An 18,663-nucleotide genomic window follows, 5' to 3' on the forward strand; every position below is an offset into this window, starting at 1 on the left:
AAACCTGTCACCTTTTGCCCACATTGCGCTGGTAAGGGCCAACCCTGCGCGACGTCCATGGCGTCCGACTGTGTGCGAGTTCGGGAACAATAATGGCAGACAGAACCCAGCTGAAAGTAGCCGAAAACAACGACATCGCCGCCGACGATCCGTTCGCGGAACTGACCAGGATCATGGGTTTCGACCCGCGTCAGCCGGTGAGGCCGCAGACGCCGGTGGTCGCAAAGGCTGCGCCCACAAACCAGGCCGCGGAAGCGCCCGACTTCGACATCGACCTCGAAAAGGAGTTGATGGGCGACTTCGGCGAGGAGAGCGCGCAGGCCACACAGCAGGCTGCCGCCTACCAGCCGGCTTACCAGGCGACCACCGACGACGAGCTTGCCGCTTCCTTGGAGCAGGATTTCGTCTTTGACGACGCGGCCGATCACGCCCACTTTGCCCCGGTGCAGGCGCCGGAACCGGTCGCCGACGTTGCCTTCGACGACGATTTCGACAAGGCGGTCGCGAATTCCTTGGAAGTCTCGCCCCTGGAGGACGACCTTTCGATCGATCAGGAAATGGCAGCCTCGCTGGATCGAGACTTCCATCCTCGCCATCGCGAGGCCGATACCGGTCATGGCGCCATTGCCGCGGTCGARCCTGCTGTTGCTGAGCCCGCGGCCGAGCCGGCTTTCGATGCCATTCAGGGGGCGATCGAGGACGAACTGGCGTTCGATGACCGTGAGATCGAGCAGAACGAGGCCGCAGACGTTCAGCCGATCGAGGCTCACGTCGCTGCTGCCGACCAGCCGATCGCCGACGAAGATTTCGATGGACAATTCAATCAGGCCCAGTTCGATGAGGCCCAATTCGATGAGGCAATGGCCGATATCGATATGGACCTCGATCACCAGCAGGATCTGACCCTGGAGCAGGAGCTGGCGGTCGATGACGAGCAGCCGCCGGCTGTCGAGGCGCCTGCCGAAGCCGTCCATTTCGCCGCCGATCCCGAGCCGGTTCTCGATTCCGAACCCGCTGCCGATCATGAGGCCGCGGCCGATCAGGTCCTCGAAGACGATTTCGAGCTCAGCTTCCGTGACGCCCTTGCCGAAGAGCCGGAAGCTCCGGCTGTCGATCCTGAACCCGTTGCCGATCACGCGACTGCGGCCGATGAGGTACTCGAAGACGATTTCGAACTCAGCTTCGGTGACGCTCTCTCCGAACCACCGGAAGTTCCAGACGTCGAGCCCGTTGCCGCGGCCGAGCCTTCGTTTGCGGAGCCCGCGCCGGCCGTGACGGTACCGGCTCGACCGGTTGCGGCAGTCGAGCCGGTCAAGCCGGYCGTGGCCGCCGGCGAGCGGAGCCTGGAAGACGAACTCAACGCACTGCTCGGCGCCATGACGGCGCGGCCCGTTCCGGTCGCGCCGGCTCCGGTCATTCCTATTCCGGCCGCTGCCCCCATTCCGGTCGCCGAGGAACCTGCTCCGGCACAGCAACCGGTCGTTCCGCCGGCCAGCCATAGCGACCAGAAGGCTGCCGCGGCCGAGGAACTCGATTGGGATATCGATGAGCGGAGCGAGGAGAACGCCCGGCCAGCCGATGCCGACCTCGACGCGCTGCTCGCCGACGAACTCGAACGGCAGGGCTTTGAAGGCGCGGCTTCCGAGCCGGACGCCGAACCGAGCATCGATTTCGATGACGAGGCTTTCGATGCCGCCTTCGCGAAGGGCATCGAGACGCACGCGCAGGTCGCGCCCGAGCCGTCCCGCTCGTGGAGCCGCGTGACGCCGGTTGCCGCGCCAGCGCAGGCGTCGTTCGCGGCGCAGCCGGCGGCTGCGGCCCCGCAGACGGCGGCATCTGGCTATCGTGTCGAGACGGCGACGGACTATTCCGCCTACGCCAAGCCGGCGCAGCCGATGTCGGCGCCCGCCTATCGTGACGAGCCGGCGAATGACTATTCCGCCTATGTCAAGCCGACCCCCGAGCCGCAGTCTCGCCACGATGAAGAAATGCCGGATGTCGAGACGGTCGATGTGCCGGAGCGCGTGGTGGCGCTGGCCGACGACCTCGATATTCCGGAACTCAGCTTCGAGGAGGATCAGCCGGCGGCTCCCGCCTATGACGATCTCGATACCGAGTTCGCGACCCTGCTTACCGAGATGAACGCGACCGAGATCGCCCAGGCGCCGGTGCAGGGCCGGGGCTATGACGACGATTCCTACAATGCGGGCTTCAAGACCGGCTATGATCGCCGCGAGTTGCGCGCCGAGACGACTGCTGCTCCGAAGGCCGCATCCTACGCCGCGGCGGCCAGCGACTTCGACGCCGACGATTTGCCGGGCAGCCGGCCGGTATCGCTGGCGGACGATCCCGTCGACGAGCTTGATTACGATCCAGAGCTCGACGAGGCGATGACTGTGCCCGGCCTTGCCGAACGCGAGACCGTGAAGCCGCGCAGCCGCGGCCTGCTTGTTGCCGCGCTCGTCGGCGCCGCGGTGATCGCCGGCGGCCTCGGCGCGCTTGCCTTCTCCTTCGGCGGCAAGGGCAGCAGCGAGGCGCCCGTGATCGTCAAGGCCGACAATTCGCCGATCAAGGTCAAGCCGGAAAATCCAGGCGGCGCGGTGGTGCCGAACCAGGACAGCAAGGTCTATGACGCGGTGGCCAAGGGCGGTGCTGCCAAGCCCGCCGAACCGGTGCAGCAGAAGCTGGTGACCAATGTCGAGGAGCCGATCGACATCGTGTCGAAGGAGCCGCCGCAGAGCCGCGTCGTCGACCTTTCGCCTGACGATACCGATGCAACTCCGGGCACCGACGCAGCCGGCAACCCGGGCACGGCAGTGCCTGGCGCGAAAGCAGCGGCTTCGGCTCCGAAGGCGGCGGCGCCGGGTCCGGGCCTAGCGCCGGCTACTGCCCAGGCTGCCGCGCCCRCAAGCACGCAGCCGGCCGCTCCGGCGCCGAAGTCGGAAGACCGCATCGCCCAGGTGCTGCAGGATGCTGACAAGGGGACCAACAATGATGTCGTCGCCGTTGCGCCGCGCAAGGTGAAGACCATGATGGTGAAGCCTGACGGCTCGCTGGTTCCGCGCGAGGATTCCGCCCCCGCGCCGAAAATCGCGGCGACCGAGCCGGCCGATCCGGCGCCGCAGCCGGTCGCCCCCGCCGGGCAGGGCGATGCCCAGCCGACGGGTACAACCACGCCGACCGCCGGCCAGGCTGCCGATCAGGGCGCTGACGACCAAACCGATACCGCCAAGCCGGCTGCGCCAGCAGCGAAACCGGCCGCCGCGCCGAAGGCGGCGGAAGCCAAGGCCCAGTCGGCCAGCACGCCCGCGAAGGTGCCGGTGGCGCCGCCGCGTCCGTCCGATCAGCCGGTCGACATCGTCGGCGAGGTCAAACCGGACCAGGTCGCCTCCATCGATCCTGCCGCGTCAGGCGGCGGCTCGTGGTCGATGCAGATCGCCTCGCAGCCGACGGTTGAGAGCGCCCAGTCGACCTATCAGGATTTGCAGCGCCGTTACGGCAGCGTGCTTGCCGGGCGCACGGCGAACATCGTCAAGGCGGAGATCGCCGGCAAGGGCACTTTCTACCGCGTCCGCGTTCCGACGCAGTCGCGCAACGACGCGGTCAACCTGTGCACCAGCTACAAGGCGGCAGGCGGCACCTGCTTCGTGTCGCGCTGATCGTCTCAAGCGTACCAAAGCCGGCGCTGCCGCAAGGCCGCGCCGGCTTTTCGTTGTGGACGGCTTTCCGGCCTGCCGGTGCCGGTGGGCGGGGGTGATTCCCTTTGCCTTGCCAAAGCCCTAAGGTTTCATTCATGACCGAATCAAAATCCATGATCCTCGGCTGCGCCGGGAAAACGCTCACTCCTGAGGAAATCCGCTTGTATCGTGATGAACGCCCCTGGGGCTTCATCCTGTTCGCGCGCAACGTCGGCGAGACCGAGCAGATCCGCGATCTGGTCGCCTCGATGCGCGACTGCGTCGGACGTCCGGACGCTCCGGTCTTCGTCGACCAGGAGGGCGGCCGGGTGCAGAGGCTGCGGCCGCCGCTGGCGCCGAACTACCCGGCCGGCGGCGCGCTCGGCGCCCTTTGGCGCGACGATCGCGAGGCCGGTCGCCGTGCCGCCTGGCTCTTGGCCCGACTGCATGCCTTCGATCTCCTGCGCCACGGCATCACCGCAGACTGTCTGCCGGTCCTCGATGTTCCGGTCGAAGGCGCGAGCGACGTCATCGGCGCGCGAGCCTATGGCATGGAGCCTAATGCGGTGATCGAGCTCGGCCGGGCTTCGGCCGAGGGCCTGATGTCGGGCGGCGTCCTGCCGGTAATGAAGCATATTCCCGGCCATGGCCGCGCCTTTGCCGATACGCATTTCGCGCTGCCGACGGTCGATGCGCCGCTTGCGGAGCTACGGCGGCATGATTTCGCCCCGTTCAAGGCGCTCAATCATCTGCCGATGGCCATGACGGCGCATGTCGTCTACAGCGCCGTCGACCCGGACAATCCTGCGACGACCTCGGCCAAGGTCGTCAACGAGGTGATCCGCGGCGAGATCGGCTTCGACGGGCTGTTGATGAGCGACGACACGTCGATGAAGGCACTTTCTGGGGATTTCCCGACAAAGGCCGCCGCTATCCTTGCGGCCGGCTGCGATCTCGTCCTTCACTGCAACGGCGTTTTCGAGGAAATGTCCGGCATTGCGTCGCGCACTACGGCGCTTGAAGGCAAGTCCCTGGCGAGAGCGGAGCGGGCGCTGACCTATATCAAGGACCGCGACGCCGCCGACGAAAGTGCGATACGCGCGGAATTCGCTACCTATTTCGAAGCGGTGGCCTGAACCGAAGGGAAAGAAAGGCAAGTGGCGGAGACATTGGACAGCAAGGCCACGAAGGCCGCACCGATGGACCGTCTGTGGGCCGAGAACGACGATTCACGGCTTACCGGCGATCCGTCGCTGGTGGTCGATGTCGCCGGCTTTGAGGGTCCGCTTGACCTTCTGTTGCATCTGGCCCGCAACCAGAAGGTCGATCTGGCGCGCATCTCGATCCTGGCGCTCGCCGAGCAGTATCTGGCGTTCATCGAGAAGGTGAGGGCGCTCAGACTCGAACTCGCGGCCGACTATCTGGTGATGGCGGCATGGCTAGCCTTCCTCAAGTCGAAGCTGCTCATCCCGAAGCAGCCTGGCGAACAGGGCGAGAGCGGCGAGGAATTGGCGGCTGTGCTCCAGTTCCGTCTGAAGCGCCTGGAAGCGATGCGCGATGCCGCGGCGCGGCTGGTCAACCGCAACCGGCTCGGACGCGACGTCTTTGCGCGCGGCATGCCGGAAATGGTCATCGTCGAAAAGCGCAACGCCTATTCGGCCTCGCTCTACGATCTCCTGACCGCTTATGCGCAGCAGCGCCAGCGGCAGGCGATCAGCAACGTGACGATAGCCCGGCGCGCCGTGTGGTCCTTGAAGGACGCGCGCGAGGTGCTGGCGCGGCTGGTCGGGACGGTTGGTGACTGGACGGCGCTCGACAGCTTCCTGATCCAGTATCTGGCGGCGCCGGACGAGAAGCGCACGGCTGTCGCCAGTTCCTTCGCCGCAACACTCGAAATGGTGCGCGAGGGCAAGCTGGAGGTGCGGCAAGATCAGGTTTTCGCGCCGATCTACCTGCGCGGCCGCGCACAAGGGATCAAGGCAGTCGAGGTGGTATCATGAGCGAACGCGCCAATGCTTCGGTCATCCCGTTCAAGGTCGAAGACCAACCGGAAGACGAGATAGCCGAACAGGGCTCCATCGAGAACCCTGCCGAGCGGCTGCAGTTGTCGGAAGCCGTCCGCATGGCAGAGGCGATCATCTTCGCCAGCGCCGAGCCGGTGAGCGAAAGGCAGCTGGCGGCGCGCCTGCCCGAAGGCGTCAACATCGCGGCGGCGATGGCCGACCTGCAGGAAATCTATGCCAAGCGTGGCGTCAACCTCGTGCGGGTAGGCGATGCCTGGGCGTTCCGCACCGCCGGCGATCTTGCCTTCCTGATGAGCCGGGACACCGTTCAGCAGCGCAAGCTCTCGCGCGCGGCGCTCGAAGTGCTGGCGATCATTGCCTATCACCAGCCGGTGAYGCGCGCCGAGATCGAGGACATCAGAGGCGTCGAGACCTCGAAGGGGACGCTGGACATGCTGCTGGAAACGGAGTGGGTGAGGATGCGCGGCCGCCGCCGCACGCCCGGCCGTCCCGTTACCTATGGCACCACCGACGCGTTCCTCGATCACTTTGCGCTGGAGGAAATCCGCGACCTGCCCGGTATGGAAGAACTGAAGGGCGCAGGGCTGCTGTCGACGCGCATGCCGGCCAACTTCTCGATACCGGTGCCGCCGGCCGATCCGGAGGCACTGGCCGAGGACGAGGATGCGCTGACCRATATCGATCTGGAGGAACTGGGGCTGCTCACGCCACGCGTCACGGAAGAGTGACCGCAGATTCCGGAGTGAATGGTCTATGGGGAGAGGCTGCGCGGATTCGTAGCAAGGCGATCACGCCGAAAGTGCGTGACATCGGCGAGCCATTTTATCAACTTCATTGCGGTTCTGTTTGAATCCCCGAGCGAAAACGCATAGATCATCGCCGAGGGAAAACATTCGAGAGAGATTGTTATGGGTTCACTATCGATATGGCACTGGCTGATCGTTCTGGTCATCGTGCTGCTCCTGTTCGGCCGCGGCAAGCTACCGGAACTGATGGGCGACATGGCCAAGGGCATCAAGAGCTTCAAGAAGGGCATGGCTGACGACGACGTCGACGACAAGCGGACCGTCGAGCACCGCGCCGACGAGACCGTTTCGCCGGGCAAGGAAAAGGTCAGCAAGAGCTGAACTGAGCGCTCTCGTTGGAATAGATTGCCATGTTCGAGGTCGGCTGGAGCGAACTGCTGGTGATCGCGGTCGTCATGATCGTGGTCGTCGGACCGAAAGATTTGCCCAACATGCTGCGCACCTTCGGCCGCACCGCGGCCAAATTGCGCGCCATGGCGGGCGACTTCCAGAAGCAGTTCAACGATGCCCTGAAGGAAGCCGAACTCGACGACGTCAAGAGTTCGGTCGATAGCCTTCGGGGCCTGAACCCGATGACCGAAATCCGCAAGCAGCTCAATCCGTTCGAGCAGGCGGCTGCCGATGTGCGAGCCGGCGTCGACACGATGATGAAGCCCAAGCCGGCTTCGGAGCAGGCGCCGTCGGATGCAACGGCGCCGCAAGCGGCCGAACCGCTGAAGAATGGCGCAACCGAGATTCCCGGCATCGGCGGGGCGGAGGCTGCTTCGGCGACCGCGCCGCTTTTCCCTGCGATGACCGATGCTTCGGTGACCGCGCCGGTTCCGGAAGCTGCCGCGCCTGCACAAGCGGCGAAGAAAAAGGCGGCGACGTCGAAGACGAAGGCCGCCGGCGGTGTGGCGAAAGCGGCATCGGCCAAGATTTCGGCGGCAAAAGAACCGGTAAAGTCAGCAACGGCGGCAAAGGCCGCCGCGCCCGCCAAGAAGCCTGCGCCCAAGGCTGAGGCCAAGCCGGCGGCGGCGAGGAAGCCGGCGGTGAAAAAGGCCGCCGATGCCAAGAAGACGGCGGGAGCCGCCAAGTGAGCGTTTCGGACCAGGAAAGAGACGAGATCGAGAAATCGTCGGCGCCGCTGATCGAGCACCTCATCGAACTGCGCAGGCGCCTGATCTGGTCGCTGGTCGGGTTCTTCATCGCGTTCCTGGTCTGCTTCTTCTTCGCCAAGCGCCTGTTCAACCTTTTGGTTGTCCCGTTCAAATGGGCGACGCAATGGGCGGGGCTCGATCCGCATAAGGTCGAGCTGATCTACACCGCGCCGCAGGAGTTCTTCTTCACCCAGGTGAAGCTTGCCATGTTCGGCGGCATGGTGATCGCCTTTCCGCTGATTGCCACGCAGATCTACAAGTTCATCGCGCCGGGCCTCTACAAGAACGAGCGCAAGGCCTTCCTGCCGTTCCTGATCGCGTCGCCGATCCTGTTCCTGATGGGCGCTTCGCTGGTCTATTTCTTCTTCACCCCGATGGTGATGTGGTTCTTCCTCGCCATGCAGCAGGTCGGGACCAATGATCAGGTGCAGATTTCGCTGCTGCCGAAGGTTTCGGAATATCTCAGCCTGATCATGACGCTGATCTTCTCCTTCGGCCTGGTGTTCCAATTGCCGGTGGTGACCAGCCTGCTGACGCGCGTCGGTCTGTTGTCGTCGCAGGCGCTGGCCGAAAAGCGCAAATGGGCGATTGTCATCGCATTCGTCGTCGCGGCGGTGCTGACGCCGCCGGATCCGATGAGCCAGATCRGTCTCGCCCTTCCGACCATCTTGCTCTACGAGGTCGCGATCTGGTCCTCGCGTCTCATCGAGCGCAGCCAGGAACGCGACCGGCTGGCGCGCGAGCGGCGGGAAACGGGCAACGCTGTTGCCGAGAAGGCGCCGGACGCCTCGTCAAGCTAAGGGCGACGGACGCAAAGGCCGGAAAATCGCGGCCTCTTCGGTATGCCCGTCTTGCATCGATGAAGGATGCGGTTTACGCCCTCGGTCCTCACTTTGAGGACGGACAGCCATGCTTGACATCAAATGGATTCGCGACAACCCGAAAGCCTTGGTCGAGGCGCTGGTCAAGCGTTCCTGGTCGGCTAGTGACGCGCAGTCCACGGTTGGTGATCTGATCGCCAGGGATGAAGCGCGGCGCGCGCATCTGAGCGAACTGCAGGTCAAGCAGGAGCGCCGCAACGCCGCCTCGAAGGAGATCGGCAATGCCATGCGTTCGGGCGATTCAGCTCTTGCCGACAAGCTCAAGGGCGAAGTCAGCGAGATCAAGGCGTTCATCCAGAACGGCGAGGCGCGCGAGCGCGAGCTCGACAAGGCACTGAACGACGCGCTTGCGGTGATACCCAATGTGCCGCTCGACGACGTTCCGGTCGGCAAGGACGAGCACGACAATGTCGTCAAGCGCATCGTCGGCGAGGTGCCGGCGAGGCCGAACTGGGTGAAGGAGCATTTCGAGATCGGCGAAGCGCTCGGCATGATGGATTTCGAGCGCGCGGCTAAACTCTCGGGCTCGCGCTTCACGGTGCTGAAGAGCCAGCTTGCACGGATGGAGCGCGCGATCGGTCAGTTCATGATCGACCTGCATACGACGGAGCATGGCTATGAGGAAATCCAGCCGCCGCTGATGGTGCGCGACGAGGTGCTATTCGGCACCAATCAGCTGCCGAAATTCGAACTGGACCTGTTCTTCACGCCGCATGGCGACAGCCGCCTGGGACTGATCCCGACGGCGGAAGTGCCGCTCACCAACCTGGTGCGCGAGGAGATCACGCCGCATGAAAAGCTGCCGTTGCGCTATACTGCGCTGACGCCGTGCTTCCGCTCGGAAGCAGGCTCGGCCGGCCGCGACACGCGCGGCATGCTGCGCCAGCACCAGTTCTACAAGGTCGAGCTGGTCTCGATCACCGACCAGGAGAGCTCGCTTGCCGAGCATGAGCGCATGACTGAGTGCGCCGAAGAAGTGCTGAAGCGGCTCGGCCTGCCGTTCCGTACGGTGACGCTCTGCACCGGCGACATGGGGTTTGGCGCCCGCAAGACCTACGACATCGAGGTGTGGCTGCCGGGACAGAACGCCTATCGCGAAATCTCGTCCTGCTCGGTCTGCGGCGACTTCCAGGCAAGGCGCATGGATGCCCGATATAAGGACAAGGACGGCAAGGGCAACCGCTTCGTCCACACGCTCAACGGCTCGGGCACCGCGGTCGGCCGCGCTCTCATAGCTGTCATGGAAAACTACCAGAATGAGGACGGCAGCGTAACCATTCCTGAAGCGCTGCGGCCTTACATGGGTGGCCTCGCCAAGATCGAATCGAAATGAGTTCATGCGCATCCTGCTGACCAACGATGACGGCATCCATGCCGAGGGGCTGGCGTCGCTCGAACGCATCGCTCGCACGCTCTCGGATGACGTCTGGGTGGTGGCGCCGGAGCAGGACCAGTCGGGCTATGCGCAYTCGCTGTCGATCTCGGAGCCGCTTCGGCTGAGGAAGGTCGGCGAGCGGCATTTCGCCGTGCGCGGCACGCCGACCGACTGCGTCATCATGGGCACGAAAAAGATCCTGCCCGGGCCGCCGGACCTGATCCTGTCCGGCGTCAATTCCGGCGCCAACATCGCCGACGACGTAACCTATTCGGGCACCGTCGCCGGCGCGATGGAAGGTGCGCTGCTCGGCGTCCGCTCGATCGCGGTGAGCCAAGCCTATTCCTATATCGGCGAAGACCGCATCGTCCCCTACGAGACCACGGAAGCGCTGGCGCCGGCGCTGCTGGAAAAGCTAATCGCGACGCCGCTGCCGGAGGGCGTCCTGCTCAACGTCAATTTCCCCAACTGCGCGCCCGACGAAATCGAGGGCACGGTCGTCACCGCGCAGGGCAAGCTCGTGCACAGCCTATGGGTCGACGAGCGCCGCGACGGACGCGGCCTGCCTTACTACTGGCTGCGCTTCGGCCGCGAGCCGGTCGAAGGCAAGAAGGGCACCGACCTCTATGCATTGCGCAACCGGCTGGTGTCAGTGACGCCGCTGCAGCTTGACCTGACCGCCCATGAACTCCGCGACCAACTGACCAAGGCGCTCTCATGAACACTGAAGATCGAGAGGGTTTTGCCGCTTTCCTGCTTCGCCTGCGCGGCCGCGGCACGGCGCCGAAGGCGCTGATCGCCGCCTTCGAGGCGACGCCGCGGCGCGGCTTCCTGTCGGCGCAGTTCCATTCGATGGCCTGGTCGGAGGGCATGCTGCCGATCGAATGCGGCGAGGCGATCGAGGGCGCGGACCTGCAGGCGGCAGTGATCGCGGCGCTTGCCATAGAGCCGGGCAACCGCGTGCTCGAGATCGGCACTGGATCTGGCTACTCCGCTGCCGTGATGTCGCGGCTTGCGGCGCGCGTCGTCACCGTCGACCGCTACAAAACCCTGACTGAACAGGCCAAGCAGCGCTTCGAGGCACTCGGCATCAGCAACGTCATCGCGCGTCAGGCAGATGCCTCCAACGGCCTGCCGAACGAAGGGCCATTCGACCGCATCCTAGCGTGGGCGGCCTTCGACAGCCTGCCGCGCTTCCTGCTCGACCAGCTGTCGAGCGGCGGCATCGTCATCGCGCCGATCGGTCCGGAAGAAGGCGAGCAGGTGCTGGCCAAGCTCACCAAGGTCGGCAGCCGTTTCGAGCGTGAGGATATCGGCATGGTGAGGCTGCAGCCGATCTTGCGCAGCGTCGCCGCGGTCATCTAGCTGGGCTTGGATTCAGGTGAGGCCGGCCTGCAAATGGCGGCTTCCTGCGCTTCCGGTGCTCACGTACTTCAAGTACGCTCCGCTCCGGTTCTCGCAAGCCACCATTTTCGACGCGGCCTGACCTGAATCTAAACCCAGCTTCCGCGCTTTTCGAAATGTTTTAAGAAAATTTTCGACGGATTCTAATGGGTTAACCGCCCAGTAACATTAACGCGCTTTAATCATGACCAGTTGTACCGGGTCTGTGCGGGTTAGTGCGATGCAATTCAATGTGTTGAAGGCAAACGGACGCAATCTGGCGCGTGGCTGCGCCGTCCTCATGATCGCCGGCGCCGCCGCCGGGTGCAGTTCCCAGGCCATGCGCTTCAACGGTGTCGACGATGTCTTCACTTCGTCCACCAACAACCAGCGCGCCATTATCAACAAGCAGAATGTCGATCAGCCCTATCCGGGCGACACGGTCGCGCCCGCACCGGTCGATGGCAGCCGCACCCAGTCGGTGAGCCGCTCCAGCCTCGAGCCGGTGACATCGCAGCAACTGCCGCCGCCCTCGGGTGCGGCCGCCAAGCCGATGCGCACCGCTTCGGCGCCGGCTCTTGCTCCCGCAGCACCGCATGTCGACAAGTCGACGACGGGCACCGTGCCGGYCGCGAAGCCCTTCAAGACCGCCGAGCCCGATGCGGTGCGCAACGCAAGCGCGGCGCCGCACGCGACCGAGATCGTGGTTAGAGAAGGCGAGACGATTTCCGGCCTGGCGCGGCAATATCATGTGCCGGCCGACGCGATCATCAAGGTCAACGGTCTCGATGCCAGCAAGGGCATCCGGACCGGCCAGAAAATCGTCATCCCGGCCTATGCCTATTCAAGCAAGGGCCAGCCGAAGGTTGCCGACAACACCAAGCCCGCCAATACGCCGAAGCCCGTCGGCGCCCCGGAGAAGGTCGCCGTGCTGCCGCAGCAGCCGAAGCTCAAGGACGGCAAGTCCGCCGCTCAGGTCGATGCATCGGCTGCCGCCAGCGGCTCAAAGAACGCCAAGCCCGCGCCGCAGTTGGCCGAGGCCAAGCCGGCCGGCGCCGGCGGCACCTACACGGTCCAGCAGGGCGATTCATTGTCCTCTATCGCCAGGAAGACCGGTGTCGGCGTCGCCGCGCTCAAGCAGGCCAACGGCATGCAGGACGGCCTGCTGAGGATCGGGCAGACGCTCAAAGTTCCGGCCGGCGGCACCGTTGTCGCCGCCGCCAAGCCGGCAGCCGCGACTGCCGCCAAGGCGACCGTCGATCCGGTGACAACGGCGACCACCCCGCCGCCGGCAAAGACCACCCCGTCGGAAACGCTCGCCTCCTACACGCCGCCGAAGAAGGACGCCAAGGTCATTCAGCAGGCCGAGGACGACAAGGCGGAGGCGCCGGACGCGACCGGCATTGGCAAGATGCGCTGGCCGGTGCGCGGCCGTGTCATCTCCGGCTTCGGCGCCGGCAAAGACGGCGTCGACATAGCGGTTCCGGAAGGCACGCCGATCAAGGCGGCCGAGAACGGCGTCGTCATCTACGCCGGCGACGGCCTTAAGGAGTTCGGCAACACCGTGCTGGTGCGCCACGAGAACGGGCTGGTCACCGTCTACGGCCATGCCAGCTCGATCGAGGTGCAGCGCGGCCAGAAGGTCAAGCGCGGCCAGGAGATCGCTCTGTCCGGCATGAGCGGCACGACGGACTCGCCGAAGCTGCACTTCGAGGTGCGCAAGAACTCCGCCCCGGTCGACCCGGCCGGCTATCTCGAATAGAATAAGAACAATTGTGGGCCGCCTGACCTCCAGTCCGGCCCGCCGGCTTCAGCCCGCTCCGCAAGGGGCGGGCTTTTTCAGTTGCGACGGACAATCAGTCCTTGAGCGGCTTGCCGAGGCGCCCGGCAAGGTCCTGGGTAAACTGCCAGGCGACGCGACCGGAGCGGCTGCCGCGCGTCGTCGCCCATTCCAGTGCTTCCGCGCGCAATGTCTCGGGGTCGATGGCGAGGCCGTGATAGCGGACATAGCCGTCGATCATGTCGAGATATTCGTCCTGCGAGCATTTGTGGAAACCGAGCCACAGGCCGAACCGATCGGACAGCGAGACCTTTTCCTCGACCGCCTCCGACGGGTTGATGGCGGTCGAGCGCTCATTGTCGATCATGTCGCGCGGCAACAGATGGCGCCTGTTCGACGTCGCGTAGAAGATGACATTGGCCGGCCGGCCCTCGACGCCGCCTTCAAGCGCCGCCTTCAGCGACTTGTAGGAGGTGTCGTCGTGGTCGAAGGAAAGATCGTCGCAAAATAGGATGAAGTGGTAGGGTGCCGCCTTCAGCAGGCCCATCAGCTTGGGCAGCGTGTCGATATCCTCGCGATGGATCTCGATCAGCTTCAGCGGCCGGTCGAGCTTGTCGGAGGCATTGACCTTGGCGTGCACGGCCTTGACCAGCGACGACTTGCCCATGCCGCGCGCGCCCCAGAGCAGTACGTTGTTGGCGGCAAAACCGGACGCAAAGCGCTCCGTGTTGTCGAGCAGGATGTCGCGGACGCGGTCGACGCCGCGGATCAGGCCTATGWCGACGCGGTTTACCTTGCGCACCGGTTCCAGGAAGCCCGGATCGGCTTGCCAGACGAAGCAGTCGGCCACCGAAAGATCGGTCTCCGGGACCGGCGGCGGAGCGAGGCGGGAGACCGCCTCGATCAGGCGGTCGAGCTTCTTGTTCAGGGCATCGAGGCGATCGGTCATTTCAGATCTTTTTGCTCTGGCATTCAGGATGCGGATAAAGCTTCAAGGCGGCGCTGCAAGAACCAGCCCCAAGCTTTTGTTGGAGCATGATCTTTCGGTAGGCATCGAACCGCCTTCGGCTGCGACGCTCTAGCACGCGCCAAACGGCTGGAAAAGCAACGGATTCGCCGGGGCGCGCAGTTGCATTGGCAACTTTACCGACTATATTCCGCCCAAATTTCGCGAGGCCGCCGTGGCGGTATTTCACCACCCAGGAGTTTCTAGATGTTCGTAACACCGGCATACGCCCAAGGCGTCGGCACCTCGCCCGATATGTTCATCAGCATATTGCCGTTTGTCCTGATTTTCGTGATCATGTATTTTCTGATCATCAGGCCGCAGCGCACTCAGCTGAAGAAGCGCCAGGAAATGCTGGCTGCGGTGCGCCGTGGCGATACGGTGGTGACCGGCGGCGGCTTCGTCGGCAAGGTGACCAAGGTGATCGACGACAATGAGTTGGAGATCGACCTTGGCGGCGGAACCAAGGTCACGGCATTGCGCTCGACGATTTCGGATGTGCGCGTCAAGGGCGAGCCGGTAGCGAACCAGAACGCCAAGAAGTAATCCTCACCTCGATGGCGGAACGCTGCCGCTTGTACGCCTGAACGGATAAGAACGAATGCTCTATTTCTCGCGCCTGAAGATGATCCTGATCTGGCTGGCCGTGGCCGTCACAGTGATCCTCGCCGCGCCCAACCTGTTCCCAGCAAGCATGCTGGCGCAACTGCCGGACTGGGTGCCGAAACGGCAGATGACGCTCGGCCTCGACCTGCAGGGCGGCTCRCACATCCTGCTGCAGATGGATCAGAACGATCTGATCAAAGACCAGCTGCAGACGACGCGCGACGAGATCAGGACCCTGCTGCGGGACGCCAAGATCAACTATACAGGGCTTTCCGGCACCGGTCGCACCGTGYAGGTGCGCATCAACGACCAGAGCCAGGTCGATGCGGCCAAGGCAGCGCTGAAGCCCATTACGAATCCTGTAAATGCCAGTCTTTTCGCCGGTGGCTCGGTTCAGTCGATGACACTGGACGATTCAGAGCCTGGGCTGCTGAAATTTACCGTCACGGACGCCGGCCTCAAGTACCGGACCTCGACGGCGTTGTCGCWGGCAATCGAAGTTGTCGAGCGACGCGTCAACGCGCTTGGCACTACCGAGCCGATCGTGCAGCGACAGGGTGACGATCGCATCCTTGTCCAGGTGCCCGGTCTTCAGAATCCTCAGCGGCTTAAGGACATTATTGGCCAGACCGCCAAGCTGACCTTCCAGATGGTCGATACCTCTATGCCGGTCCAGGATGCCATGAAAGGCCGGCCTCCGCCCGGCGACTCGGTCCTGTATTCTCAGGACGATCCTCCGGTTCCCTATCTGGTCGAGAACCGCGTCATCGTGTCGGGCGAAGATCTGTCGCAGGCGACGCCGACCTATAACTCGCAGACAAACGAGCCGGTGGTTTCGTTTACGTTCAATTCCCGGGGCGCCACGCGGTTCGGCCAGGCGACCCAGCAGAATGTCGGTAAACCTTTCGCCATCGTCCTCGACAATCAGGTCATCTCGGCGCCGGTAATCCGTGAACCTATCCTTGGCGGCACCGGGCAGATTTCCGGCAACTTCACCGCCGAGAGCGCCAACGATCTCGCCGTGCTGCTGCGCGCCGGCGCCTTRCCGGCAAAACTGACCATCATCGAGGAGCGCACTGTCGGTCCGGGCCTCGGCCAGGACTCCATCCATGCCGGCAAGGTCGCGGGCGTGATCGGCTCGATCCTTGTCGTCGCCTTCATGTTCGTGGCCTACGGCTTCCTCGGCTTCCTCGCCAACGTGGCGCTTGCCGTGCACGTGGCCATGATCGTGGGGGCGCTGTCACTGCTTGGCGCCACGCTCACTTTGCCTGGCATCGCGGGTATCGTGCTCACCATCGGCATGGCCGTGGACTCGAACGTTCTGATCTACGAGCGTATCCGCGAAGAGCGACGAAACGGCCGCTCCGTCATCCAGGCGATCGACACCGGTTTCTCCAAGGCGCTGGCAACGATCGTCGACTCCAACGTCACCTCGCTGATCGCGACTGTGGTGCTGTTCTGGCTGGGCACAGGTCCCGTCAAGGGCTTCGCCATCACCTATGCCATCGGCATCCTGACGACAGTCTTCACCGCCTTCACCTTCACCCGGATGCTGGTGGCGATCTGGCTGCGCCGCGCCCGTCCGAAGGAACTGCCGCGCGCGCCTGTCACCTTCATTCCGCCCGGAACCAAGATTCCATTTATGGGCATTCGCCGCTGGACATTWGCTCTGTCCAGCCTGTTGTCGATCCTCTCGGTCGTCGGGTTCCTGACCATCGACATCAATTACGGCATCGACTTCAAGGGCGGGTCGCTGATCGAGGTCCAGTCCAGGCAGGGCGACGCCGATCTGGGCGATATCCGCACCAGGCTGTCGCAGCTCAACATCGGCGAGATCCAGGTGCAGCAGTTCGGCGCGCCGAACGACGTCTTGATCCGCGTCGGCGCGCAGGGCGCCGGCGAAAACGCCGAGCAGACCGTCATCGACAAGGTGAGGGGCGAACTCCAGGATCAATATAACTTCCGTCGCGTGGAAGTGGTGGGTCCGACGGTTTCCGGCGAACTGGCCAAGCAAGGCACGATCGCCATGCTGATCGCGCTGGTCGGCATCCTGCTCTATGTCTGGTTCCGCTTCGAATGGCAGTTTGCGGTCGGCGCCATCGTTGCCACGGTCCACGACGTGGTGATGACCATCGGCTTCTTCGTCATATCGGGGCTGGAGTTCAACCAGTCGTCGCTGGCGGCGATCCTGACGATCATCGGCTATTCGCTGAACGACACCATCGTCGTCTACGACCGCGTCCGCGAGGATCTCAGAAAATACAAGAAGATGCCGCTGCCGCAGCTTCTCAACAATGCCATCAACGAGACGCTGTCGAGGACGACGCTGACGTCGGTCACGACATCGCTGGCGCTCTTGGCGCTGGTGCTGTTCGGCGGCGAGGTGATCCGCTCCTTCACGCTGGCGATGCTGTTCGGCGTGGTCTTTGGCACCTATTCGTCGATCTTCATTGCCGCGCCGCTGCTGATCCTCTTCAAGCTCAGGCCGCAGGCCGCGACCGCCGAAGAGACCAAGGCGGCCAACGGCAAGGCCGTGGCGACCTGACGCCGTCAGAGCCGGATGATTTCAGGTCGAGTCGACCTGAAATCTGAATCCGGCTCTCAATCAAAGAGATAGTGCATGATGTCGTCCGAAAACCGCTCCACACTTTTCGGCATCATGCTCTAGACCCATGGCCAAAGGCATCATCATCCGCGAGGCGCATTTCCCGGGCAAGGCGCCGATCGAGGCCTATGGCAATGGCGGCTTCCGCTTTGCCGACATGTCGCATCGCGGGTCGCTGCTGTGCCTGCCGTCGGGCATTCACGGCTGGGAGCCGGCCGATCCGCAGGCGCTGAAGCGGGAGGACTTCGACAAGCTCTTCGCGGTGGCCGATAGAATAGAGATCCTGCTGGTCGGCACCGRCAAGGATTTGCGGCCGCTGCCGGCCGCGTTGCGCACGGCATTCAAGGAGGCAGGCATAACGGCGGACCCGATGTCGACCGGGGCGGCGGTGCGCACCTACAATGTGCTTCTGGCCGAGGATCGCRCCGTGGCCGCAGCGCTGATAGCCGTCGATTGAATGACCGGCGCCTCAACCATCGTCATGGAGGCGGTGCGCGCCGCCGATCATGACCGCTTTCTCTCGGCGCTCTACGCTCCGTCCGATAGGCGCGATGCATTGCTTGCGCTCTACGGCTTCAACGCCGAGGTCGCCAGCGTGCGCGACCGCATCCATGAGCCGTTGCCGGGCGAGGTCAGGCTGCAATGGTGGCGCGATGTGATCGCCTCCGAAGGCGAGGCGGAAACAGGCCATCCGACCGCTGATGCATTGAGGGCGGCGATTGCCGCCAACCACCTGCCGAAGGCCGCATTCGAGAACATGCTCGAAGCGCGGATCTTCGATCTGTACGACGATCCGATGCCGTCGCGGACCGACCTCGAGGGCTATTGCGGCGAGACGGCGGCAGCCCTCATCCAGCTTGCGGCGATGGTGCTCGACGCGACCGCCGCACCGGGCTTTGCCGAACTGTCGGGCAGGGCGGGCTGCGCGCAGGCGATCACCGGCCTGCTGCTCCTGTTGCCGATGCATCGTCGGCGCGGACAGTGCTATGTGCCGGCGGATATTCTTGCGGCGGCCGGCTCCTCTCCGGAGGAATTCGTCAAAGGCGATGGTGGGGTCGGCGCGGAGCGCGCGGTGGCCGCGATGAGCGCGCTGGCGCGCGAGCATCTCGGTGCCTTCGAGAAGGGCGCGTCGGCTCTTCCCGCGTCACTGCGTCCGGCCTTCCTGCCGCTCGCGCTGACACGGGCCTATCTCGACAAGATGGAGGGAGCGCGATCGCCGCTGAAGGAGGCCGCAACGATCTCGACGTTGCGCCGGCACTGGCTGCTCTTGCGTCATGCCATGCGGGGCTGGGCGGCCCTYTGACATAAACGTCTCGCGTCAACAAGGCGCGAGCCGCCTTCCATGAAACTGCCAGTGCCGGTCAGGGGCCCATCCGCGGAA

Annotated in this window: 16 protein-coding genes; 15 read left to right on the forward strand and 1 reads right to left on the reverse strand. The window is 64.3% G+C overall.

Features of this window, described 5'->3' with window-relative positions; all coding sequences use genetic code 11:
- Positions 1-92: 92 nt before the first annotated feature.
- The 11 genes from ORS3428_RS09025 to ORS3428_RS09075 all read left to right on the forward strand — a co-directional run bounded on the left by ORS3428_RS09025 (position 93) and on the right by ORS3428_RS09075 (position 13,047).
- A complete protein-coding gene (locus ORS3428_RS09025; protein ID WP_071096604.1) occupies positions 93-3,659 on the forward strand; it encodes an SPOR domain-containing protein in 3,567 nt (1,188 codons plus the stop codon).
- A gap of 134 nt (positions 3,660-3,793) precedes the next feature.
- Positions 3,794-4,813 carry a beta-N-acetylhexosaminidase gene (nagZ, locus tag ORS3428_RS09030; RefSeq protein WP_071096607.1) on the forward strand — a complete coding sequence of 340 codons (1,020 nt, stop codon included), beginning with the start codon at positions 3,794-3,796 and terminating at the stop codon, positions 4,811-4,813.
- Positions 4,814-4,876: 63 nt separating this feature from the next.
- Positions 4,877-5,677, forward strand: coding sequence for a segregation and condensation protein A (locus tag ORS3428_RS09035; RefSeq protein WP_071096609.1), 801 nt, complete (start codon positions 4,877-4,879; stop codon positions 5,675-5,677).
- Positions 5,674-6,429 (forward strand): SMC-Scp complex subunit ScpB, encoded by a 756-nt coding sequence (gene scpB, locus ORS3428_RS09040; protein ID WP_071096611.1) that lies wholly within the window; start codon positions 5,674-5,676, stop codon positions 6,427-6,429. Before ORS3428_RS09035 ends, scpB begins: the two co-directional genes overlap by 4 nt.
- A gap of 180 nt (positions 6,430-6,609) precedes the next feature.
- Complete coding sequence (locus ORS3428_RS09045) at positions 6,610-6,828, forward strand: twin-arginine translocase TatA/TatE family subunit (RefSeq protein ID WP_071096613.1); 219 nt, start codon at positions 6,610-6,612, stop codon at positions 6,826-6,828.
- Between the two features lie 29 nt (positions 6,829-6,857).
- Positions 6,858-7,586, forward strand: a complete 729-nt coding sequence (gene tatB, locus ORS3428_RS09050; RefSeq protein WP_071096615.1) for a Sec-independent protein translocase protein TatB — start codon at positions 6,858-6,860, stop codon at positions 7,584-7,586.
- Entirely contained in the window at positions 7,583-8,446 is an 864-nt protein-coding gene (gene tatC, locus ORS3428_RS09055) for a twin-arginine translocase subunit TatC (protein WP_071096617.1), read from the forward strand. The genes tatB and tatC overlap by 4 nt, the downstream gene beginning before the upstream one ends.
- 109 nt (positions 8,447-8,555) lie before the next feature.
- Positions 8,556-9,860 (forward strand): serine--tRNA ligase, encoded by a 1,305-nt coding sequence (gene serS / locus ORS3428_RS09060; protein ID WP_071096619.1) that lies wholly within the window; start codon positions 8,556-8,558, stop codon positions 9,858-9,860.
- A 4-nt stretch (positions 9,861-9,864) separates the two neighbouring features.
- Entirely contained in the window at positions 9,865-10,623 is a 759-nt protein-coding gene (gene surE / locus ORS3428_RS09065; RefSeq protein WP_071096621.1) for a 5'/3'-nucleotidase SurE, read from the forward strand.
- Positions 10,620-11,267: a protein-L-isoaspartate(D-aspartate) O-methyltransferase gene (locus ORS3428_RS09070; protein ID WP_071096623.1), complete on the forward strand. Its 648-nt coding sequence runs from the start codon at positions 10,620-10,622 to the stop codon at positions 11,265-11,267. The genes surE and ORS3428_RS09070 overlap by 4 nt, the downstream gene beginning before the upstream one ends.
- A gap of 259 nt (positions 11,268-11,526) precedes the next feature.
- Complete coding sequence (locus ORS3428_RS09075; RefSeq protein WP_071096625.1) at positions 11,527-13,047, forward strand: peptidoglycan DD-metalloendopeptidase family protein; 1,521 nt, start codon at positions 11,527-11,529, stop codon at positions 13,045-13,047.
- Between the two features lie 94 nt (positions 13,048-13,141).
- Here ORS3428_RS09075 and ORS3428_RS09080 read toward each other — a convergent pair whose 3' ends face one another.
- Complete coding sequence (locus ORS3428_RS09080; protein WP_071096627.1) at positions 13,142-14,014, reverse strand: ATP-binding protein; 873 nt, start codon at positions 14,012-14,014, stop codon at positions 13,142-13,144.
- A 264-nt stretch (positions 14,015-14,278) separates the two neighbouring features.
- Here ORS3428_RS09080 and yajC point away from each other — a divergent pair, with 264 nt between their 5' ends.
- From yajC to ORS3428_RS09100, 4 genes are all read left to right on the forward strand, one after another.
- Positions 14,279-14,617: a preprotein translocase subunit YajC gene (gene yajC, locus ORS3428_RS09085; protein ID WP_067000009.1), complete on the forward strand. Its 339-nt coding sequence runs from the start codon at positions 14,279-14,281 to the stop codon at positions 14,615-14,617.
- A 55-nt stretch (positions 14,618-14,672) separates the two neighbouring features.
- On the forward strand, positions 14,673-17,222 hold the full coding sequence (secDF, locus tag ORS3428_RS09090; RefSeq protein WP_071096629.1) for a protein translocase subunit SecDF: 2,550 nt from the start codon (positions 14,673-14,675) through the stop codon (positions 17,220-17,222).
- Positions 17,223-17,349: 127 nt separating this feature from the next.
- Positions 17,350-17,739 (forward strand): Mth938-like domain-containing protein, encoded by a 390-nt coding sequence (locus ORS3428_RS09095; RefSeq protein ID WP_071096631.1) that lies wholly within the window; start codon positions 17,350-17,352, stop codon positions 17,737-17,739.
- The gene (locus ORS3428_RS09100; RefSeq protein WP_071096633.1) at positions 17,740-18,585 is read left to right on the forward strand and encodes a phytoene/squalene synthase family protein; all 846 of its coding nucleotides are present in this window, start codon (positions 17,740-17,742) and stop codon (positions 18,583-18,585) included.
- Positions 18,586-18,663 lie beyond the last annotated feature (78 nt).

Origin of the sequence: Mesorhizobium sp. ORS 3428 (assembly GCF_001854785.1) — a bacterium.
Classification (GTDB): domain Bacteria; phylum Pseudomonadota; class Alphaproteobacteria; order Rhizobiales; family Rhizobiaceae; genus Mesorhizobium.

Bases quoted from the DNA above. Each gene is read 5' to 3' on its own strand.
- ORS3428_RS09035 (WP_071096609.1), top strand. From the start codon at position 4,877: ATGGACCGTCTGTGGGCCGAGAACGACGATTCACGGCTTACCGGCGAT.
- ORS3428_RS09045 (WP_071096613.1), top strand. From the start codon at position 6,610: ATGGGTTCACTATCGATATGGCACTGGCTGATCGTTCTGGTCATCGTG.
- yajC (WP_067000009.1), top strand. From the start codon at position 14,279: ATGTTCGTAACACCGGCATACGCCCAAGGCGTCGGCACCTCGCCCGAT.
- ORS3428_RS09070 (WP_071096623.1), top strand. From the start codon at position 10,620: ATGAACACTGAAGATCGAGAGGGTTTTGCCGCTTTCCTGCTTCGCCTG.
- nagZ (WP_071096607.1), top strand. From the start codon at position 3,794: ATGACCGAATCAAAATCCATGATCCTCGGCTGCGCCGGGAAAACGCTC.
- serS (WP_071096619.1), top strand. From the start codon at position 8,556: ATGCTTGACATCAAATGGATTCGCGACAACCCGAAAGCCTTGGTCGAG.
- tatB (WP_071096615.1), top strand. From the start codon at position 6,858: ATGTTCGAGGTCGGCTGGAGCGAACTGCTGGTGATCGCGGTCGTCATG.